Source organism: Paraburkholderia guartelaensis, assembly GCF_004353905.1.
Lineage (GTDB): Bacteria > Pseudomonadota > Gammaproteobacteria > Burkholderiales > Burkholderiaceae > Paraburkholderia > Paraburkholderia guartelaensis.
This window is the reverse complement of the sequence record NZ_SMOD01000049.1, coordinates 1-18,608: the sequence shown is the minus strand read 5'-3', so window position 1 is coordinate 18,608 and position 18,608 is coordinate 1. Positions and strand designations below refer to the sequence as shown.

Here is an 18,608-nt window from a genome sequence, read left to right as displayed (position 1 = left end):
ATCTGCGATCTCCACGTGGAGATTGATTTCCGCCGTCGTTGAAACATAGCAATCCAGCCAATTCGACCGCTCGCCAATCCACCGCATTGCGTCGAATCCTTATCCGTTCGGCCAATTGGTTGTGAACTGACAACGTCTGAGGCAGAAATCCTAGAATTTACTTTAAGTTGCCAGTAGACTCTCGAATGACTTGCTGAAGTCTCCACGTGGAGAGTGCGCCTGGGGGACTCGTCCGCTGTTGAACAATTGCATGGAGAAACGAATGGGTCTCGTGATAGCCGTAGCGAACCAAAAAGGTGGCGTTGGCAAAACCACCACCAGCATGAATCTGGCTGGGGCATTTCAGGCTGAAGGCTATAAGGTCTATGTCGCCGATGCCGATGGTCAGCAATCTTGCATGAGTTGGTGTGCAGCGGCCGGTCCTGAAACGCCCCTGCCGTTCCGCGTCGGCAGCATTCACAAGCTGGAGAAGATGATTGGGCCGGAGATCGCAGCACTGGCGAACGACTACGACGTCGTCATCGTCGACTGCCCGCCCAATATCAACGACCTGACTACCGCGCGAGTGCTTGCCGTCGCCGACGCCACTGTCATTCCGACGGATGCATCGCCGATCGACATCTGGAGTAGCGAAGGGATGATGGAGTTGGTCGAGCGAACCCGCGTGGCCAATCCGGCCGGAAAATTCGCAATTTTGCTGAATAAATCTAATTCGAAGACGCTGCTGCATACGCAGATGAGCGCCATCCTCGCCGAGAGCAACGTCCGCGTATTTTCGGCAACCATCAAGCAGCGCGAGCTCTACCGTCAGGCGGCAGCGCTTGGCCGCACCGTCTTCGATGTGCGCGGCGTGCGCGGGGCGAAAGTCGCGAAGGACGAGATCAGCGCCGTCTACAACGAGATCATTGCGCTGGTTCAGGAAGAAGAAGAGGAGGTGGTCGATGGCCGCTAAGCTGAATTTCACCAGCAAGGTCCGCGCGGGCATGGCCGCCGAGCGCGTTTCGGCTGGCGAGCGTCTCGCCGAAGCCGATGTCGTCAATATCGCGCAGCGCGACGCGGGCGCGCCCAATGTAGTGGACACGCCGGCCACCCAGCCAGCCGAAGTCATCGAAGCGCTCGAGGCGCCGCTTTCGCTGCATGCGGTCCGGAAGATTTCGGTCGAAGATGTCGTCTCCAATCCGTACAACCCGCGCGCGTTCTACAGCGCCGAGACCATCGACGAACTCGCCGAAAGCTTTGCGACGCAAGGCCAGATCACGCCGATCCTGGTCACGAGACTCGCGGCGTTTCCCGGCCAATATGTGATCGTCGACGGCGAGCGGCGTATTCGCGCTGCCCGCTCGCGCGGCGACAAGTTCATCGACGCCGATGTCCGCGAGGGTCTCGACAACCAGAACCTGTACCTGCGCGCCTATCACGCCAACAAGGAGCGCGAGGAGCAGACGGTATTCGACGATGCGCTCGCGTGGAAGAAGCTGCTCGACGAACGTGTCTACGTCGACCAGGTCGAGCTTGGGGTGGCCGTAGGCGAAGATCCGAAGCACATCAGCAAGGTGATCGCGCTCACGTCGCTGCCGCCCTATCTGCTGCAGAGGATGGCGCAGAATCGCAAGGATGTCGGACTCGGACACGCCTACAACATCAAGCTGATCTTCGACCGGGCGGGCGCAACGGTCGCCGAGCATTGGCTTCAGCAGGTGATTGAAGGGAAGGCTAGCGTGCGCAAGCTCGAGGCGGCAGCTTCGGCTGAAGCCGGCGCGCGCAGCGTAGGACCGCGCCGTACGCATTACCAGTCCCGCGTCCAGTTCAATCGACCGGACGGCGTTGCGTTGGGCGAACTGAAGCTGTTCGGCGATGGGCGCGCGGAGTTGAGCCTGAAGGGCATCGCGCCTTCCGATCAGCAACGTTTGGCCGAGCGCGTGAAGGCGGTCATCGAGCAATGGGCTTCGGAAATGGACACGACCGGGATGACCTGAGCGTCGCGAGCATCGGCCAACGGTAGCAGGGGAGGGCGTCGTCAGACGCCCTTTTTCGTTGTAGCGGTGATGCGGGTCATGCGTCAGCCATGACCGGGGTCGAATCCGTGAAACACGCGAGACAAAATACCGGATCAGGTAAAATCGTTTGATATCAATCAGTTAGATCATGTTTTCTAGAATGTTTCACGAAACATGTTAGCTTCGCTCGAGCTAAATCACGTTTTTTACGCCTTTCGCCACGAAGATACCCGCTGCAAGCGAAAAACGTAGCAAACAAGACGTAATTTGTAGTGCATTACAATCGACAAGATTGTGAGCAATTGACAACGTCCGTCCCCCAGGTCATCCTTGCTTGCATGAACTGCCGCCTTTTCACGATTGCGCTGATTATTCGCACCATTCAACGAATGGTGGGTTAGCGTACGTCTGGCAGCAGTGACAACAACCCGCCCCAAGAGGCGGGTTTTTTGTTTCCGCCTCCTGGCCAAAACGAAAGTGAAGACAGGAGCCGTCATGCAGGTGCATCAAAGCCGCCCCACCGCCGAAGCAACCGAAGTCGTCGAAGCCACTGATTCCGCAGAGTCTCGACGCGACGAAAACGACTATCTCCGGAAGATTCTCACGGCGCGTGTCTACGACGCCGCCCGCGAGACCGAACTCGAGCGCGCCCCGAACCTCTCGGCCCGCCTGCGCAACGCCGTGTTCCTCAAGCGCGAGGATAACCAGCCGGTGTTCTCCTTCAAGCTGCGCGGCGCGTACAACAAGATGGCGCACCTCTCGCCCGCGCAACTCGAGCGCGGCGTGATCACCGCCTCGGCGGGCAATCACGCGCAGGGCGTGGCGCTGTCGGCGGCAAAGCTCGGCGTGAAGGCCGTGATCTGCGTGCCGGTGACCACGCCGCAGGTGAAGGTCGATGCGGTGCGCGCCCACGGCGGCGCGACCGTCGAGGTCGTGCAGGCCGGCGAGTCGTACAGCGATGCCTACGCCCACGCCGTGCGCCTGCAGGAAGAACGCGGCCTGACCTTCGTGCATCCGTTCGACGATCCCTACGTGATCGCCGGCCAGGGCACCGTGGCGATGGAGGTGCTGAGCCAGCATCAGGCCCCGATTCACGCGATCTTCGTGCCGATTGGCGGCGGCGGACTGGCTGCGGGCGTGGCGGCATACGTGAAAGCTGTGCGCCCGGAGATCAAGGTGATCGGCGTGCAGACCGACGATTCCTGCGCGATGGCGCAGTCGATCAAGGCGGGCAAACGCGTGGAGCTCACCGAAGTCGGCCTGTTCTCCGACGGCACGGCCGTCAAGCTGGTGGGCGAGGAAACCTTCCGTCTGTGCCACCAGTATCTCGACGAAGTGCTCACCGTCGACACGGACGCGCTTTGCGCTGCGATCAAGGACGTCTTCCAGGACACGCGCAGCGTGCTCGAACCCGCAGGCGCACTGGCCGTGGCGGGCGCGAAGCAGTACGCGGAGCGCGAGGGCATTGAAGGCCAGACGCTCGTGGCGATCACTTCAGGCGCGAACATGAACTTCGACCGCATGCGCTTCGTGGCCGAGCGTGCCGAGGTGGGTGAGGCGCGCGAAGCCGTGTTCGCCGTGACGATCCCCGAGGAGCGCGGCAGCTTCAAGCGCTTCTGCGAGCTGGTCGGTACACGCAGCGTGACCGAGTTCAACTACCGCATCGACGACGCCGAGCGCGCCCACATCTTCGTGGGCGTGCAGATCCGCAACCGCGGCGAGTCGCAGCAGATCGCGAAGACCTTCGTCGATCACGGCTTTCCGACCGTTGATCTGACCGGCGACGAGCTGTCGAAGCAGCACATCCGCTACATGGTGGGCGGCCGTTCGCCGCTCGCGCACGACGAACGCCTGTTCCGCTTCGAGTTTCCGGAGCGCCCGGGCGCGCTCATGCGCTTTCTCTCGTCGATGGCGCCGAACTGGAACATCAGCCTCTTCCACTACCGCAACCAGGGCGCCGACTACAGCTCGATTCTGGTGGGCATCCAGGTGCCCGCCGCCGAAGATACCGAGTTCCGTCGTTTCCTCGCCACGCTCGGTTATCCGCACTGGGAAGAGACGCAGAACCCGGCGTATCGGTTGTTCCTGCAATGAAAATAGTCAGTCGTCCCACCAATCGGGACGTCTGCATCTGAAGCGCATAAAGCGTCGAAAGAGTGCAGGAAAACACCAGGCCCCGCGGCAGTGCGCGTCAGTATACTGAGCCACTGCTGCCGGGCGTGGTCGCCTCGGGAAGAATGGGCGCCGTGCGTCGGACTCACCTGGAGGAAGACAAACATGTTGCGCATCGCTCTTGGCTGTCTGATGGCTCTTTCCACGATCGTCGCCGGCGCACTGCCCGGCGTAGCGCACGCGGATGCGGCGCATCCCGTCGTCGCGCTATTGCCCGGCGTCACCGATCCCTTCTACTTCACGATGCATCGCGGCGCCGAGCGCGCGGCGAAGGAAGAAAACATCCAGTTGCTGTTCCAGGTTCCGAAGGCCTGGAACACCACGGAACAGGTGCCGATCCTCAAGGCGTTCATCGCCAAGCATCCTGACGTGCTGCTCGTTTCGCCCGTCGACAAGCAGCAGCTCATCGGCCCGCTCAAGGAAGCCGCCGACGCCGGCATCAAGGTCATCACCGTCGACACCTATATCGGCGACGGCCATTATCAAACCGGCAAGGGCGACGCCGACTTCCCGCTGTCCTATGTCGCTTCCGACAACCTGGAAGGCGGCCACGTGGCGGCGCGCGCGCTCGCCAAGGCGATCGGCGACAAGGGCACCGTCTATTGCGAGAACAACAAGCCGGGCATTTCCAGCACCGACGCGCGCGCGCAAGGTTTCATGGAAGAGATGAAGAAGCACCCCAACATCAAGGTGCTGGAGACGCAGTACAACGAGGACGACGCCAATCGCGCCGCCTCGCACGTGGCGGCGGTGCTCGCGCGCAATCCCGACCTCGCGGGCGTATTCGGCGCCAACACGTTTTCGGGCGCAGGCGCGGCGCAAGGCGTGAAGAACGCGGGCAAGCAGGGCGTGGTGAAGGTCGTCGTGTTCGACGCCGTGCCGGGAATCGACGAGCAGATCAGAAGCGGCCTCGTCGATATCGCCATTGCGCAGCTTCCCGACGAGATGGGCTATGACGCCGTGAAGTTCGCCGCCGACGCCATCCACGGCAAGAAGATTCCCACCTACAAGGGCACGGGCTTCGTGGTGCTGGACAAGTCGAACATCGACAAGCCGGAGATGAAGCAGTACATCTACTCGAACTAAGCCACGCGAACAGAGCCACATGAACGACAAACGACTCGACAGGCTCGCGCTCGTCAGCAAGGTCTGGCCGTGGCTCTTTCTCGGCACGCTGCTCGTCTTCTTCGAGGCGTGGGCGCGCATCTCGGCGCATCGGTCGTTCGTCTTCAACGCGTACAACCTGCAGTCGATCGGGCTCGCGGCGAGTGCGCCGCTCCTGCTGGCCATCGGTCAGACTTTCGTGATCATCACCGCGGGCATCGATCTTTCGGTGGGCTTCGTGATGGGGCTCGCGGCAGTGTGCGTCGCACAGTTCACGATTCCCGGCGGCGCATCGCCGTGGATCCTGCTGATGTCGATTCCGCTCACGGTGCTCGTGTGCCTGATTCCAGGCTTCGTGAACGGCGTATTGATCGCGCGCCTCGGTGTGCCCGCTTTCATCGGCACGCTTGGCATGTATGGGGTCGCGCGCGGCGTGGGCTTTCTCGCTGCGGGCAGCGGCATGACCGTCTCCGTGAACAATCCTGGGCTCGCGTGGCTCGGCAGCGGCTGGACGCCCGTGATTCTCACGGCCGTGCTGCTCGTCATCATGCACTTCGTGCTCTCGCAAACGCGCTTCGGTCAGTACACCTACGCGATAGGCGGCAATCCGCAGTCGGCGATGCGCGCGGGCATCAACGTGCGCCGTCATCTTTTTGCGATCTATCTGATCGCGGCGGCTTTCGCGGCGGTGGGCGGCATCGTCTACACAGCGCGCTTCGCCGCGGGCGCGGCCAATGCGGGTGAGCCGATGCTGCTCGATTCGATCGCCGCGGTCGTGATCGGCGGCGCGAGTCTCTTTGGCGGCACCGGCAACGTCATCGGCACGCTGATCGGCGCGCTCATCATCGCCGTGATCGAGTTCGGGCTCGTGTTCATCGACGTCAACGCGTTCTGGCAATTCATCGTGGTCGGCATCGTCATCATTCTTTCGGTGCTGATCGACCAGTACAAGGATCGGCTCGGAGGCGCGCAATGAGCGGTGAGAGCGCCACGCCGATTCTGGAGGCGCGTGACGTCTCGATCCGCTTTGGCGGCGTCGAGGCGCTCAAGCGCGTGTCGTTGCGGCTCATGCCGGGCGAAGTGCTCGCGCTCGCAGGCGACAACGGCGCGGGCAAGTCCACGCTCATCAAGATTCTCTCTGGCGTGTATCGCGCCGATGCGGGCGATCTGCATTTCGAAGGGCGTCCGCTCCAGCTGCGCGATCCGCAGGATGCGCGCTCGCAGGGCATCGAAACCATCTATCAGGATCTCGCGCTCGCCGACAATCTCGATGTGGGCAGCAACATCTTCCTCGGCCGCGAACCCGTGCGACGGCTACTCGGCTTCCAGGTGATCGACCGGCCGCACATGGCGCGGGTGGCGCGCGAAGTGCTCGAGCGGCTCGATATCGTGATCCCGCCGCGCAAGCTCACGGGCCCCGTGAAAATGCTCTCGGGCGGCCAGCGCCAGGCCATTGCGATAGGCCGCGCGATTTACTGGAACGCGCGCGTGCTCATCATGGACGAGCCTACCGCGGCGCTCGGCGTACCCGAGCAACGCAAGGTGATGGAGTTGATCCGCGGACTCAAGGCGCAGGGCGTGGCCGTGATTCTCATCTCTCACAACCTGCACGATATTTTCGCGGTGGCGGAGCGCATCGTCGTGCTGCGGCGCGGCGAAGTGGCGGGAGAGCGGCGCGTGGCCGAAACCGATGGCGACGAGATCGTGCGGCTGATGGTCGGCGACACGTATTCAAACGGCGCGCACTGAAGCGCAACGTGGTGTGTTCGCCTGCGCGGTGCGGGCAATCGATGGACAATGTCGGCTCGAACCCTCACCGCATTCCTGCTCCCGCCATGAACTACCTCGATCCCGCCGATATCACGAGCTGGCACGCCCACGTCTATTTCGACGCGGCGACGCGCGACGCCGCATGGACCTTGCGCGAGGCGATCGAAGCCCGCTTCGGCGAGATCGTACAAATCGGGCGCTTTCACGAGCGTCCGGTCGGGCCGCATCCGATGTGGTCGTATCAGCTCGCCATTACGCGAGAGCATTTCATGACGGTCGTCGAATGGCTCACGCTCAATCACGGCGCACTCGACGTGTTCGTGCATCCGAACACCGCCGATGCCCTGCGCGACCATCGCGACGCTGCCGTCTGGATCGGCCATTCGCACGCGCTCAATCTCGGCGCGCTCGGCGGCTGACCGCTCCGCGGACTGCGCCGCCCAGTAGCCTGCGGCACGGCGCAATCCACCACACGCCAGCGGGCCTCAGTGCCCGAACGACTCCGTCTTTGCCGCCGACGATCCGCTCGCCTGCGGCCGCGCGGCCTGCTTGATGAGCAGCGCTATGCCGGCAATGAGACCGGCGACGGCAACCGTCGCGAAGATGCCCGCAAACGTGAAGTGCCGGCGCGCGAGTTCGGCCACAAGGAACGAGCCCGCAATGCCGCCGAAGCGCCCGATGCCGAGCATCCAGGCCACGCCGGTGCCGCGTCCCTGGGTCGGATAGAACGCGGCGGCGAGCGCGGGCATCGACGATTGCGCCGTGTTCATCAGCACGCCGGCCACGAACACCACGAGCACGAGCAGGGCCACGTTGCCCGCCGCCTGGCCGATGAGCCACACCGAAAGCGCGGTGAGCACGTAGCACGCGGCGATGATGCGGTTCGCGTTGAAGCGGTCCATGAGCATGCCGCTCAGCACCGCGCCCACGCCGCCAAGCGGGAAGAGCGCCGAAATCAGCGTGGCGCTCGAGGCCGTGAGGCCGGAGTCCTTGAGCAGGAGCGGCATCCAGTTGATCGACGCGTAGAAGATCACGAGCCCCATGAAATACGCGACCCACAGCATCACCGAGCCGACGAGGTACAGCGGCGAAAGCACGACGCCGAGGCCCTTGCTTTGCGTCTGCGGGGCGTGCTCCGTCATCGTGAACACCTGCGCTTTGGCGGCGTCGGGCGAGATGCGGGCGAGCGCGGCGCGAATACGCTCGACGGGCCGTTGATTCGCCACCATGTAGCGCACCGATTCCGGCATGCGCAGGAAGAGCGGAACGGCGAGTACGAGCGGCGTCACACCGCCGAGCATGAGCACGCTGCGCCAGCCGAAATGCGGAATCATCCACGCCGCGAGAAAGCCGCCGCAGGCCGCGCCGAGCGGAAAGCCGCAGAACATCAGATTGATCACGGTAGCGCGGTTCCGGTCGGGGCAGAACTCGCCCATCATCGTGACCGCGTTCGGCATGGCGGCGCCGAGACCCACACCCGTAATAAAACGCAGCCACGTGAGCTCGCCGATGCTGGTGGAGAACGCCGAAGCGAGGCAGGTCACGCCGAACAGCAACACCGAGCCGACCAGCATGGCGCGGCGCCCGAGGCGATCGGAAAGCGGTCCGGACACGAGTGCGCCGCAAGCAAGGCCGAAGAGCGCCGCACTCAGCACGGGCGCGAGCGCGGGCTTGGGGATGCCCCATTCGCCGAGCAGCGAAGGCGCGATGAAGCCGATCGCCGCAGTGTCGAAACCGTCGAGCAGGACGATGACGAAGCACATCGCGAAGATGAACCACTGGAACGGCGAGAACGGATGTTCGTTGATAAAGGTTTGGACGTCGACGGCGCGCGGCTGGTCCATGGTTTTGTCTCCTGTCGACTGAGGTTGTCGTTGTATCGGCCCGCTGTGGCGAGCCGCTTTTTCTGATTTGCCTTACAACCCGGAATAGTAACCGCAGCGCGGCGTTTGTTGGAGATCAACATCGGGCGCGGCAGGCGGTCGTCTGCTAGCCTGAAAGCAGCACGGCGAGCACATGCGTGCTGCAAGCGCGTCGCGTTGCGCGACAAGGAGTTCCAGATGAAGCCTTTCTTCGCCCACGCGGCCATGCCGTGCCTCATGGCCAGCGCGATGCTGGCAGGTGCGCCGGGTCAGGTTTATGCCCAGCTTGCGCCGAATGACGACTTGCGTACGCCACAAAATAGCCTCGCGCTCATGCCGGGCGCCCAACCGGGCAGCGAATATCCGACGCACGGCAATCGCCAGGCCGGCGAGATGCCGGTCGGGCCCACCGATCCGCGCGGGCAACTCGCGAACGGCCACCCGAACAACGCCGAGGCGGGCGGCTACGGCGCGCCGTTGGCGGGCGTGCGCTCGGGTGGACAAGGCGGCGCGGGCATGTAAGCGACTGGCCGCTTCAGGTCCGCTCGGGTTGCCAGGCAAGCTGGGCTTCGAGCGTTTCGCCGGGAGCGAGCACGGTGCCGCCCACGTCGATGCGCTGCACGGTGCCTTCGTGACGCAGATTGAGCCAGTCCGTCGTGTTGCTGACGGGTTCCGCGCAGAAGTACGGCAGGCCGGGCGGGCAGAAGACCACGAAGAAGTCGAGTGGTGTGCTCGCGCGCAGCGCGAGGCGACGGCCTTCGTGCGGCCACTCGATGACCGCCTCGCGGCGCCAGCCGGAGAAGTTGTTGTCGAGATCGAAGTCGTCGACGAGCAGGCCGGCCTGCAGGGCGTCGACGGCCGGGTGGGTGCTGAGCGAGACCGGCAGGACCTCCGTGTCGATTTCCCACATGGCGCGCACGCGCGCGGCGATGCGCGTGCCGGGCGGGCGCGGATAGTACGGGTGATGGCCCAGGCCGAACGGCATGGGCCGCGCGGCCAGGTTGCGAGCCCACAGGCGCACGGTGAGGCCGCTGGCGTCGAGCGTGAGGTGCTGGCGCGCTTCGTAGCGAAACGGCCAGCCTGTACCGACGTGTGAATTGGCCTTGCGCGATCCGTGGGATCCGTGCGCTTCATGTAGCTCGTTCGGCTCGTGCAGGAAGTGCAGCGTGAGCGTATCGGCCGTTTGCGCTTCGACCGTCCAGGGCCGCCGCCATGCGTGACCATGCAGCGCGTGGCGCAGCGCGCCGGTGCCGCTCGGCAAGTCGATCATCTCGCCTTCGAAGCGGAACCGCCCGTCGCGGATGCGGTTGCAGTACGGCATCAGCGGAAAGCTCGCCATGCCGAGCGGATCGCGCGTGTCGATGGCGGTGCGCGTGGCGGGACGCAGCCAGTGTGATGCCGGCCTCTCGCCGGCCGCGTCGTAGAACGCGGCGATCGAGCCGCCGACGTGCGGCGCGACGAGCACGCGCGCATCGCCGTGGGCCAGCGTGACGAGCTGGCCGTCGTCGAGCGCGGCAGCGTCGAAAGCGATCTCCGGGGACGGCGAGGGTGTCGGTCGGGCAGTCAAATGAGCGTTCTCCAGTGCATCGTTTTATTACTAATAAAAGATAATATAGGCGCTGAAATCGCTGATGATGGCGCCAAAAAATGGTGACATACTCCAATTGATGGCCCAAATTATTAGTGCTACGCTTCGGGCCAACAGCGCGGCCCCGAGCGCGCGCCGCCGCGCCGCGCAGCCCTCCCGCAGTCCCCCTCAGATCCGATGAAAAAATCGACGCAACGCCGCCCGACCATGACCGACATCGCGAAGGCCGCAGGCGTGTCGCAATCGACGGTTTCCCTCGTGCTCAACGGCGCGGTCGGCGCCAAGCTTTCCGAAGCGACGCGCCGGAAGGTTCACGAAGTCGCGCAATCGCTTGGCTATCAGCTGCCGATCCGCGCGGTGCAGACGCCTGCCCCGGCTGGCGAGCGCAACCTCATCGTTTATCTCGCCGACGAAGTCTCGACGAGTCCGCACCCGGTCGTGAGCATCGACGGCGCGCGCGACGCCGCCTGGAACAACGGCTGTCTGCTCGCGGTGTTCTCGACGCATGGCAACGCCCAGATGGAGCAGCAGGTGCTGCAAACGCTCGCCATGCCGAACGTGCTCGGCGTGATCTACGCGACTGTGTACACGCGCAAGGTCACGGTGCCGCCTGCGCTGCTGAAGGTGCCGGCCGTGCTGCTCAACTGCTACGCGTCCGATCACGCGCTCTCTTCGGTCGTTCCGGCCGAAGTGGCGGGCGGCCATACGGCCACTGAATATCTGATCGAAGCGGGGCACCGGCGCATCGGGTTCATCAACGGCGAAACCTGGCAGGACGCCGCGAAAGACCGTCTGAAGGGCTATCGCCAGGCGCTCGCGACCGCGGACCTGCTGTTCGACGAGCGCCTCGTGCGCGACGGCGACTGGAGTTCGGGCAAGGGTTTCGAACTCACGCTCTCGCTCATGCGCGAGCCGAATCCGCCCACGGCGATCTTCTGCGCCAACGACCTGACGGCGATCGGCGCGATCGAGGCGCTCAAGCAACTCGGGCTGCGTGTGCCCGAAGACGTTTCAGTGATGGGCTACGACGACCAGGAAATCGCGCGCCACACCCACCCGCCGCTCACCACCGTCGTGTTGCCCAACTACGAGCTTGGGCGCTGGGCCGTCGAGACGCTGCTGCAGGAAGAGCAGAACCGCAGCGCCGGCGCGCCGGTGCGCCACCGCACGGTGAAGCTCGACGGGCCGCTCATCGAACGGACCTCGGTGTGCGCGCCGGCCCCCGACTCCCCCGTGAATACCCTCATTAATATCTCCGAAAATTGACTGGTAATATTAGCTGAAGCAGTGACCGTAATAATTCGGTACCGAGCCTCGTGCGCGGCGCCGATGAAACCAGAACGACAAAAAAAGCCGCGGTGGGGCCGAAGGCCTGCGCCGTTCGTGTCATTCACAGCTTTGCATGGGACTGCACCAGGCGCTGAAGCGTGACGTGCGGTCGACAGGAGACAGCCATGCGTCACCAACGAATCCAGTCCGCCCTCATCGCCGCCGGTTTTTGCTTCGCGAGCGCGTTCGCCGCGAGCGCTAACGCTCAGTCCACTGCCGGCGCGCAGAAAGTCCAGTCGAATTCCAGCGAGAGCTGCACGAATCCCAAGCCGGGCGGCAAGAAGCTGAGCGACATGGTGGTGGGGTTCTCGCAGTCGGAGAATGAACAGAACCCGTTCCGGGCGACCGAAACCGCCTCGGTTCGCGCGGCGGCGAAGGAAGCGGGCGTGAAGCGTCTCCTGTATACGAACGCGAACGCCAACCAGGCCAAGCAGGTCGCCGACATCGAAAGCATGATCAACCAGGGCGCCGAGGCGCTCATCATTGCGCCCAACGACTCCACGGGCTTGCAGCCCGCGCTCGCCCAGGCGCGCGCGAAGGGCATTCCCGTCGTGACGATCGACCGGCAGACGGCGGGCACGGTGTGCGACGACTTCATCACGTTCCTCGGCTCCGACTTCTATAAGCAGGGCGAGCGCGCGGCGAAGGCACTCGCCGACGCCACGGGCGGCAACGCGGTCATCGCCGAGATTCAGGGCGGCTACGGCAACACGGTGGAAAGCCAGCGCACGGACGGCTTTGCGAACGGCCTCAAGCCCTATCCCGGCATGAAGATCATTGCGGCGCAAACCGCGAACTGGTCGACGACCGAAGCGCAGAAGGTGATGGAGCAGATCCTGCTCGCGCATCCGGACGTCAACGCCGTCTACACCCACGCCGACACGATGACGGTCGGCGCGATCAAGGCGCTGCGTCAGGCCGGCAAGCTCAACGGCGTGAAGATCGTCTCGATCGACGGCACGAAGGAGATCGTCTCGGATATCTCGAACGGCATCGTCGCCGCCGACGTCGAAACGAATCCGCGCTTCGGTCCGCTCGCGTTCAAGTCGCTGGAAGACTATCTCGCGGGCAAGCCGGTGCCGCAAAAGCAGATCATGGACGACGCGCTCTTCGACCGGAGCAACGCGCAGCCGTCGCTCGCGCAGGGCAAGGTCTACTGAGCCGCGTTCGCACGATGACGACGAGCGCCCCCGCCGATCGCACCAATCGCACCGGTCGCGCCGGTTCCGCCACAGCCGCGCCACGCGCCGTGCTCGAAACGCACGGCGTTTCGAAGACCTTCGGCGTGGTGCGCGCGCTGCGCGACGTCTCGCTCACGCTGCGCGCGGGCGAGGTGCACGGCCTCGTGGGCGAGAACGGCGCGGGCAAGTCCACGCTGATCAAGGTCCTCACCGGCTTTCATCAGCCCGACTCGGGCGCGCTCACGCTCGACGGCGCGGACGTCGCGTTCGACAGTCCACGCGCCGCGCAGGGCGCGGGCGTGTGCGCCGTATATCAGGAAATCAACCTGATCCCGGAGCGCAGCGTGGCCGACAACATCTTTCTGTGCCACGAGCCGAAACGCTTCGGCATCCTGACCGACCGGAAGCGCATGCTCGAGCGCGCCGCCGACATCGTGCAGCGTTACCGGCTCGCGGTCGATCCGGCCGCGCGTCTCGGTTCGCTTGGGCTCGGCGCGCAGCAGATGGTGGCGATTGCGCGCGGCGTTTCGCTGGGCGCGCGCGTGCTGATCCTCGACGAACCGACTTCGGCCCTGAGCGGTGCGGAGGTGGACGTGCTGTTCGAAGTCGTCGATCGCCTGCGCGCCGAGGGCATCGCGCTGCTGTTCGTGAGTCACCGGCTTTCCGAATGCTACCGGCTGTGCGATCGCTTTACGGTGATGCGCGACGGCGCCGTGGTCCGCACGGGTACGCCCGCAGAACTGCCGCGCGCGGCACTGATCGCGGCCATGCTGGGCCGCGAGAGCGCGGGCGAGCACGCGTGGGCCGAGCGCTCGGGCAGCGCCGACGCGGACGCCGACGCGACGCCTGCGCTCGCCGTCGACCATCTGCAGTGGGGCAATCGCGTGCGCGACGTGTCGCTGCGCGTGGCCCGCAAGGAGATCGTCGGCCTGGCCGGTCTGCTCGGCTCGGGCCGCACGGAAACGTTCAAGACGATCTTCGGCGCGCAGAAAGCCGATGGCGGCGAGGTCGATATCGCTGGGCGCGCGCTCACGCATGCAAACCCGGCGCGCTCGATCGGGCGCGGGCTCGCCTTCCTTTCCGAAGACCGCCGCGTGGAAGGCATCTTTCCACGTCTCTCGGTGCGCGAGAACATCGTCGCGAGCTTGCTGCCGCGCATTTCGCGCTTCGGCTTCATCTCGCGTGCGAAGGAAGCGCAAGTGGTGCGGGAATCGATCGAGCGGCTCGGCATCAAGACGGCCGGGCCCGGCGCACTCATCACGACGCTCTCGGGCGGCAATCAGCAAAAGGCGCTGATCGCGCGCTGCCTGTCGACCCGCCCAACGGTGCTGCTCCTCGACGATCCCACGCGCGGCATCGACGTCGGCGCGAAAGAGGAGGTGCATCGCGTCGTGCAGGAATTGGCGCAGGAGGGGCTTGCGGTGGTGGTCACGTCGTCGGAGATGGAGGAGCTGCTTGCGCTGACCGACCGCCTCGTCGTGCTCAACGAAGGCGCGACCGAGGGCGGCATGCCGACCGCCGGCGCGCATCCCGACGATGTGCTCGCCGTGCTGGCCGGCGCCGGATCCGACGACAGCGCCGACCACGACGGCGGCACCGCGTGAGCAACCCCGCGCCAAACCCGCCACAATCCACGACAACCGCTCCGATGGCGACCAACCTTGAATCGAACGAGGCAAGCTTGAGCCCCTCGAATCCTTCGAATTCGTCGAGCCGTTCCGTCTCGCCCACGTCTGGCGCCGCGGCGCGCGCGCAGACCTGGCGCACCGTGCTGCGCGAGCACAGCGTGTACTTCGCGCTCGCCGCGCTCGTGGCGTTCAATCTCGCGGTCACGCCCGGCTTCTCGAATCCCTTCGCGGCGCGCAGCCTGCTGTTCGAGGCGGCGCCGATCGTTCTGATCGCGCTGGGCCAGAATCTCGCGATCGCGACGCGCGGCATCGATCTCTCCGTAGGCTCGGTGATGGCGCTCGCCAGCGCGTCGATTGCCGTGTTCCTGCCGTATGGCGTGGGCCCGGCGCTCGTGGGCGCGGTCGCTGTAGGCACCGTCGTCGGCTTGTGCAACGGGTTCCTCGTGGCGCTGCTCGCCATCGATCCGCTGATCTCGAGCCTGGCCTTGCTGGTCGCCGCGCGCGGGCTCGCGCAGGCGCTGCTAGGTGGCTCGCGCGTGAATCTGCCCGACACCCCCGCGTTCGATCTGCTTGGCGCCGGTGCGCTCGGCCCGCTGCCCATCGTCATGCTGATCGCGCTCGGGCTCGCGGTCGTGGTGGCGTTCGTCGTGCGGCGCACGACCTTCGGGCGCTACGCGATTCTCGTGGGCGCGAGCCGCGGCGCCGCGTTTCTCGCGGGCATTCCCGTGCGGCGCACGCTCTTTCTCGTCTATGCAGTGAGCGGCACGCTCGCCGGACTCGCCGGCGTGTTCGCGTCGTCGCGGCTTGGCGCGGCGGATCCCAACTATGTGGGTGTGAATTTCGAACTCGATGCGATTGCCGCCTCGGTCATCGGGGGCACGCCGCTCTCGGGCGGGCGCATCTCGATTGTCGGCGCGGTGTTCGGCGTACTGCTGCTCCAGGTGCTCGACGCGAGCTTCATCATGAACAACATCAGCTTCACCTACGCGCAGATCCTCAAGGCGGTGTTCATCGTCGTCGCGCTGTATCTGCAACGCTCGGGAGGCTGACGCGATGCAAAACGCGAAACCAGCGGACGCTCAAGCCGCCGCCGCACCAGGCACCAATCGGCGCGCGCAAGTGATCGCGCTCGTGCAGTCGCGCGGGGCGATCGCGATGCTCGTGGTCGTCGCGCTCGTGGCCGGCATGGTGTTTCCCGACTTCCTGCGCCCCGCGAACCTCGCGGACATCGCCTCGAACGGCGCGTTTCTCGGGCTCGTCGCCGTGGGCCAGAGCATCGTCATCATCCTGGGCGGCTTCGATCTTTCGGTCGGATCGATGGTCGGACTCGGAACGGTGCTGGCCGCCTATGCCGCGCCCTATGGGTGGGGCGCCGCGATGCTCGCGCCTGTGGCGGCGGGCTTCGTCGTCGGTCTGGTGAACGGCGTGCTGATCGCCCGCGCGCGCATGGCGCCGTTCATCGTCACGCTTGCGGCGCTGCTTGGGCTCAAGGGGCTCGCGCTCGTGCTCGCGAGCCAGGATCTGCTGATCGCCAATCCGGGTTTCTTCGCGCGCATCGCCAATGGCTCGGTGTTTGGCGTCAACAATCTGATTTGGGTGCTGGTGGTCGTCTATGCGCTCGGCGGCGCGCTGCTCAATCACACGCGCTTTGGCGCGGCGATCTTTGCGATCGGCGGCAACGAAGAGGCGGCGCGCATGCTGGGCGTGCGCGTGGAGCGCGTGAAGATACTCGCCTATGGATTGTCCGGTGCGCTGGCCGGGCTCTCGGGGGCGCTGCTGGCGTCGCACCTGGACTCGGGGTTGTCGGGGGCGGGGACCGGCTACGAACTGCAGTCGATTGCCGCGGCCGTGATCGGCGGCGTGTTGCTCACGGGCGGCGTGGGAACGATGGCCGGACCGCTGGCCGGCGTGCTGCTTCTCGGTGTCATCGACAATGTGATCAATCAGGTCGGCACGCTGAGCCCTTACTATCAGAACCTTGCGAGCGGCGCATTCCTGCTCGCTGCGGTGATCGTGCAGACTGTGCTCACCGGCCGCCGGCATGGCGCCGCGCAGGCTGCGGGCACGACGCGGCGGCGGGCGGCCGCGGGCTCTTGATAGATGACGTCTCGAGCTGCCGGCCTCGAACGCGTTTGGCCGATGGCATGCCTACTGATGCGAAACGCTCAGCTTCACACGCGTTGAGCCGTCGGTCTGCGCTGTGATCTCGGTCCGGCTGCCGCGCTGCCCCAGATAGAAGTGCTGGCGGCCAGGCGAGTTCACGTCGTGCGTTGCGTCGGGCAGGCACGAGGCAATGTCGGCGCCTACCCCTTCGAGCGCGTTCGTCCCCGATCCTGCGTCGCGCGCGCTCCAGACGCATTGAAAACTCCCGCCACTCGTTGCGCACTGCGCGTCGTCACCATAGGGTTGCGCGACGGCGCGCCCGTCGTCAGGACTCAGTGACGCGAAGTGCTGCGGTGCTGCCGCGACGATGCGCTTTAGCGCCGCGCAGGGGCTTGCGCTGTCGTCCGCATGAGCGGCCAGGGGGATGCCTGGTATGACAATCGCTGAGCAAAGCGCGAGCATCCGGATGATCGGTGGGTTCATGGCGTTCCGCTGCGCAAGGGCAGCGCCTCATCGTGGCAGGTGTGGGGAGCGCTGCAAGCGGCGTGCCGGGAATATTCCTTGCAGGGTCACGTCGGACCACGCATCACGAGGAGAACGCCATGAGGAAACCGTTCGATCGCATGATGAAAGCGGGCGCATTGCTGATCGGCCTCACCTTCGCGATGGCGAGCAGCGGCGAATCGCGCGACGAGCAGGAGCACGCGTGCCGTGGCGATGCGTTCCACTTCTGCGCGCATGCGATTCCCAATAAGAAGAAGATCGCGGCGTGCATGAAGGAGCACTACGACGAGCTCTCGCCGCCGTGCAAGGCGCTGTTCGATCCGCCGACGAAGGACGATCCGAAGTCTTGAGCGCGAATGCCGCTCAGTGAGAAGAGGCGTACTGCGCCTCTTCTCAATTGAGTCGATGGAAAGGGCTTGCGGACTCGCGATCGAGGCGATAAGATTCGCCCCCTTCGCAGTTCGATGTCTCTGACGTCAGGCAGCGAGGGCCGCCGTGGAAACCGGCGGACGCAGGAGTCAGCAAGCTTTTTCAAGCGGTGAGCGAAAAAAAAGGGGTTGACGAAGCGAAAAGGATTCTTCATAATCTCATTTCTCTGCTGCTGATGCAGCAACGCAGAAAACGCCGGGTAGTTCGATGTGGTAACGGCGCTTTCGCGATCGATCTTTAAAAATTTACAGCCGATAAGTGTGGGCGCTTGATGCGGTGGCGACCCGGCCTCGTTCTTCGGAGCAAAGCCGGGAGCAGCAAAAGTATCAAGAGTCTCACACTAAAGTAAGTCAGGTTTTTGAAGCAATTCAAATTCCTGTCAGCTTTGAGTGAGCGACCGGTTCTTAACTGAACCGAAAACAGTAACAGGTATTGAACTGAAGAGTTTGATCCTGGCTCAGATTGAACGCTGGCGGCATGCCTTACACATGCAAGTCGAACGGCAGCACGGGTGCTTGCACCTGGTGGCGAGTGGCGAACGGGTGAGTAATACATCGGAACATGTCCAGTAGTGGGGGATAGCCCGGCGAAAGCCGGATTAATACCGCATACGATCTACGGATGAAAGCGGGGGATCGCAAGACCTCGCGCTATTGGGGTGGCCGATGGCGGATTAGCTAGTTGGTGGGGTAAAGGCCCACCAAGGCGACGATCCGTAGCTGGTCTGAGAGGACGACCAGCCACACTGGGACTGAGACACGGCCCAGACTCCTACGGGAGGCAGCAGTGGGGAATTTTGGACAATGGGCGAAAGCCTGATCCAGCAATGCCGCGTGTGTGAAGAAGGCCTTCGGGTTGTAAAGCACTTTTGTCCGGAAAGAAATCCTGGTGGCTAATATCCGCCGGGGATGACGGTACCGGAAGAATAAGCACCGGCTAAC

General features: G+C 64.6%; 17 protein-coding genes and 1 rRNA gene. 15 read left to right on the top strand and 3 right to left on the bottom strand.

What is annotated here, in order from left to right:
- The first annotated feature begins 262 nt into the window (after positions 1-262).
- The 7 genes from parA (at position 263) to E1N52_RS37060 (ending at position 7,462) form a co-directional block, all read left to right on the top strand.
- Complete coding sequence (parA, locus tag E1N52_RS37090; RefSeq protein ID WP_133189305.1) at positions 263-952, top strand: ParA family partition ATPase; 690 nt, start codon at positions 263-265, stop codon at positions 950-952.
- Positions 942-1,976 carry a ParB/RepB/Spo0J family partition protein gene (locus E1N52_RS37085; protein WP_133189303.1) on the top strand — a complete coding sequence of 345 codons (1,035 nt, stop codon included), beginning with the start codon at positions 942-944 and terminating at the stop codon, positions 1,974-1,976. Before parA ends, E1N52_RS37085 begins: the two co-directional genes overlap by 11 nt.
- A gap of 516 nt (positions 1,977-2,492) precedes the next feature.
- Entirely contained in the window at positions 2,493-4,091 is a 1,599-nt protein-coding gene (gene ilvA, locus E1N52_RS37080) for a threonine ammonia-lyase, biosynthetic (protein WP_133189301.1), read from the top strand.
- 183 nt (positions 4,092-4,274) lie between these two features.
- On the top strand, positions 4,275-5,255 hold the full coding sequence (locus E1N52_RS37075) for an ABC transporter substrate-binding protein (RefSeq protein WP_205965728.1): 981 nt from the start codon (positions 4,275-4,277) through the stop codon (positions 5,253-5,255).
- A gap of 19 nt (positions 5,256-5,274) precedes the next feature.
- On the top strand, positions 5,275-6,249 hold the full coding sequence (locus tag E1N52_RS37070; RefSeq protein ID WP_133189299.1) for an ABC transporter permease subunit: 975 nt from the start codon (positions 5,275-5,277) through the stop codon (positions 6,247-6,249).
- Complete coding sequence (locus E1N52_RS37065; protein WP_133189297.1) at positions 6,246-7,022, top strand: ATP-binding cassette domain-containing protein; 777 nt, start codon at positions 6,246-6,248, stop codon at positions 7,020-7,022. The genes E1N52_RS37070 and E1N52_RS37065 overlap by 4 nt, the downstream gene beginning before the upstream one ends.
- Positions 7,023-7,108: 86 nt before the next feature.
- Positions 7,109-7,462, top strand: a complete 354-nt coding sequence (locus E1N52_RS37060) for a DOPA 4,5-dioxygenase family protein (RefSeq protein ID WP_133189357.1) — start codon at positions 7,109-7,111, stop codon at positions 7,460-7,462.
- A 66-nt stretch (positions 7,463-7,528) separates the two neighbouring features.
- On the opposite strand, the gene E1N52_RS37055 is transcribed toward E1N52_RS37060, so the two are convergent.
- On the bottom strand, positions 7,529-8,887 hold the full coding sequence (locus E1N52_RS37055; RefSeq protein WP_133189295.1) for an MFS transporter: 1,359 nt from the start codon (positions 8,885-8,887) through the stop codon (positions 7,529-7,531).
- A 216-nt stretch (positions 8,888-9,103) separates the two neighbouring features.
- Here E1N52_RS37055 and E1N52_RS37050 point away from each other — a divergent pair, with 216 nt between their 5' ends.
- A complete protein-coding gene (locus E1N52_RS37050) occupies positions 9,104-9,427 on the top strand; it encodes a hypothetical protein (protein WP_133189293.1) in 324 nt (107 codons plus the stop codon).
- Positions 9,428-9,440: 13 nt separating this feature from the next.
- On the opposite strand, the gene E1N52_RS37045 is transcribed toward E1N52_RS37050, so the two are convergent.
- Positions 9,441-10,472: an aldose 1-epimerase gene (locus tag E1N52_RS37045; protein WP_246089386.1), complete on the bottom strand. Its 1,032-nt coding sequence runs from the start codon at positions 10,470-10,472 to the stop codon at positions 9,441-9,443.
- A gap of 198 nt (positions 10,473-10,670) precedes the next feature.
- Here E1N52_RS37045 and E1N52_RS37040 point away from each other — a divergent pair, with 198 nt between their 5' ends.
- The 5 genes from E1N52_RS37040 (at position 10,671) to E1N52_RS37020 (ending at position 16,728) form a co-directional block, all read left to right on the top strand.
- The gene (locus tag E1N52_RS37040) at positions 10,671-11,759 is read left to right on the top strand and encodes a LacI family DNA-binding transcriptional regulator (protein ID WP_133189291.1); all 1,089 of its coding nucleotides are present in this window, start codon (positions 10,671-10,673) and stop codon (positions 11,757-11,759) included.
- Between the two features lie 188 nt (positions 11,760-11,947).
- The gene (locus E1N52_RS37035; protein WP_133189289.1) at positions 11,948-12,982 is read left to right on the top strand and encodes an ABC transporter substrate-binding protein; all 1,035 of its coding nucleotides are present in this window, start codon (positions 11,948-11,950) and stop codon (positions 12,980-12,982) included.
- A gap of 14 nt (positions 12,983-12,996) precedes the next feature.
- On the top strand, positions 12,997-14,607 hold the full coding sequence (locus E1N52_RS37030) for a sugar ABC transporter ATP-binding protein (RefSeq protein WP_133189287.1): 1,611 nt from the start codon (positions 12,997-12,999) through the stop codon (positions 14,605-14,607).
- Between the two features lie 44 nt (positions 14,608-14,651).
- Positions 14,652-15,680 (top strand): ABC transporter permease, encoded by a 1,029-nt coding sequence (locus tag E1N52_RS37025; protein WP_133189285.1) that lies wholly within the window; start codon positions 14,652-14,654, stop codon positions 15,678-15,680.
- Between the two features lie 4 nt (positions 15,681-15,684).
- On the top strand, positions 15,685-16,728 hold the full coding sequence (locus E1N52_RS37020; RefSeq protein WP_133189283.1) for an ABC transporter permease: 1,044 nt from the start codon (positions 15,685-15,687) through the stop codon (positions 16,726-16,728).
- Positions 16,729-16,779: 51 nt separating this feature from the next.
- On the opposite strand, the gene E1N52_RS37015 is transcribed toward E1N52_RS37020, so the two are convergent.
- Positions 16,780-17,217 carry a hypothetical protein gene (locus E1N52_RS37015; RefSeq protein WP_133189281.1) on the bottom strand — a complete coding sequence of 146 codons (438 nt, stop codon included), beginning with the start codon at positions 17,215-17,217 and terminating at the stop codon, positions 16,780-16,782.
- 119 nt (positions 17,218-17,336) lie between these two features.
- Here E1N52_RS37015 and E1N52_RS37010 point away from each other — a divergent pair, with 119 nt between their 5' ends.
- Both E1N52_RS37010 and E1N52_RS37000 read left to right on the top strand, forming a co-directional pair.
- A complete protein-coding gene (locus tag E1N52_RS37010; RefSeq protein WP_425468195.1) occupies positions 17,337-17,588 on the top strand; it encodes a hypothetical protein in 252 nt (83 codons plus the stop codon).
- Positions 17,589-18,101: 513 nt separating this feature from the next.
- Positions 18,102-18,608, top strand: a 16S ribosomal RNA gene (locus E1N52_RS37000); the annotation flags it as partial.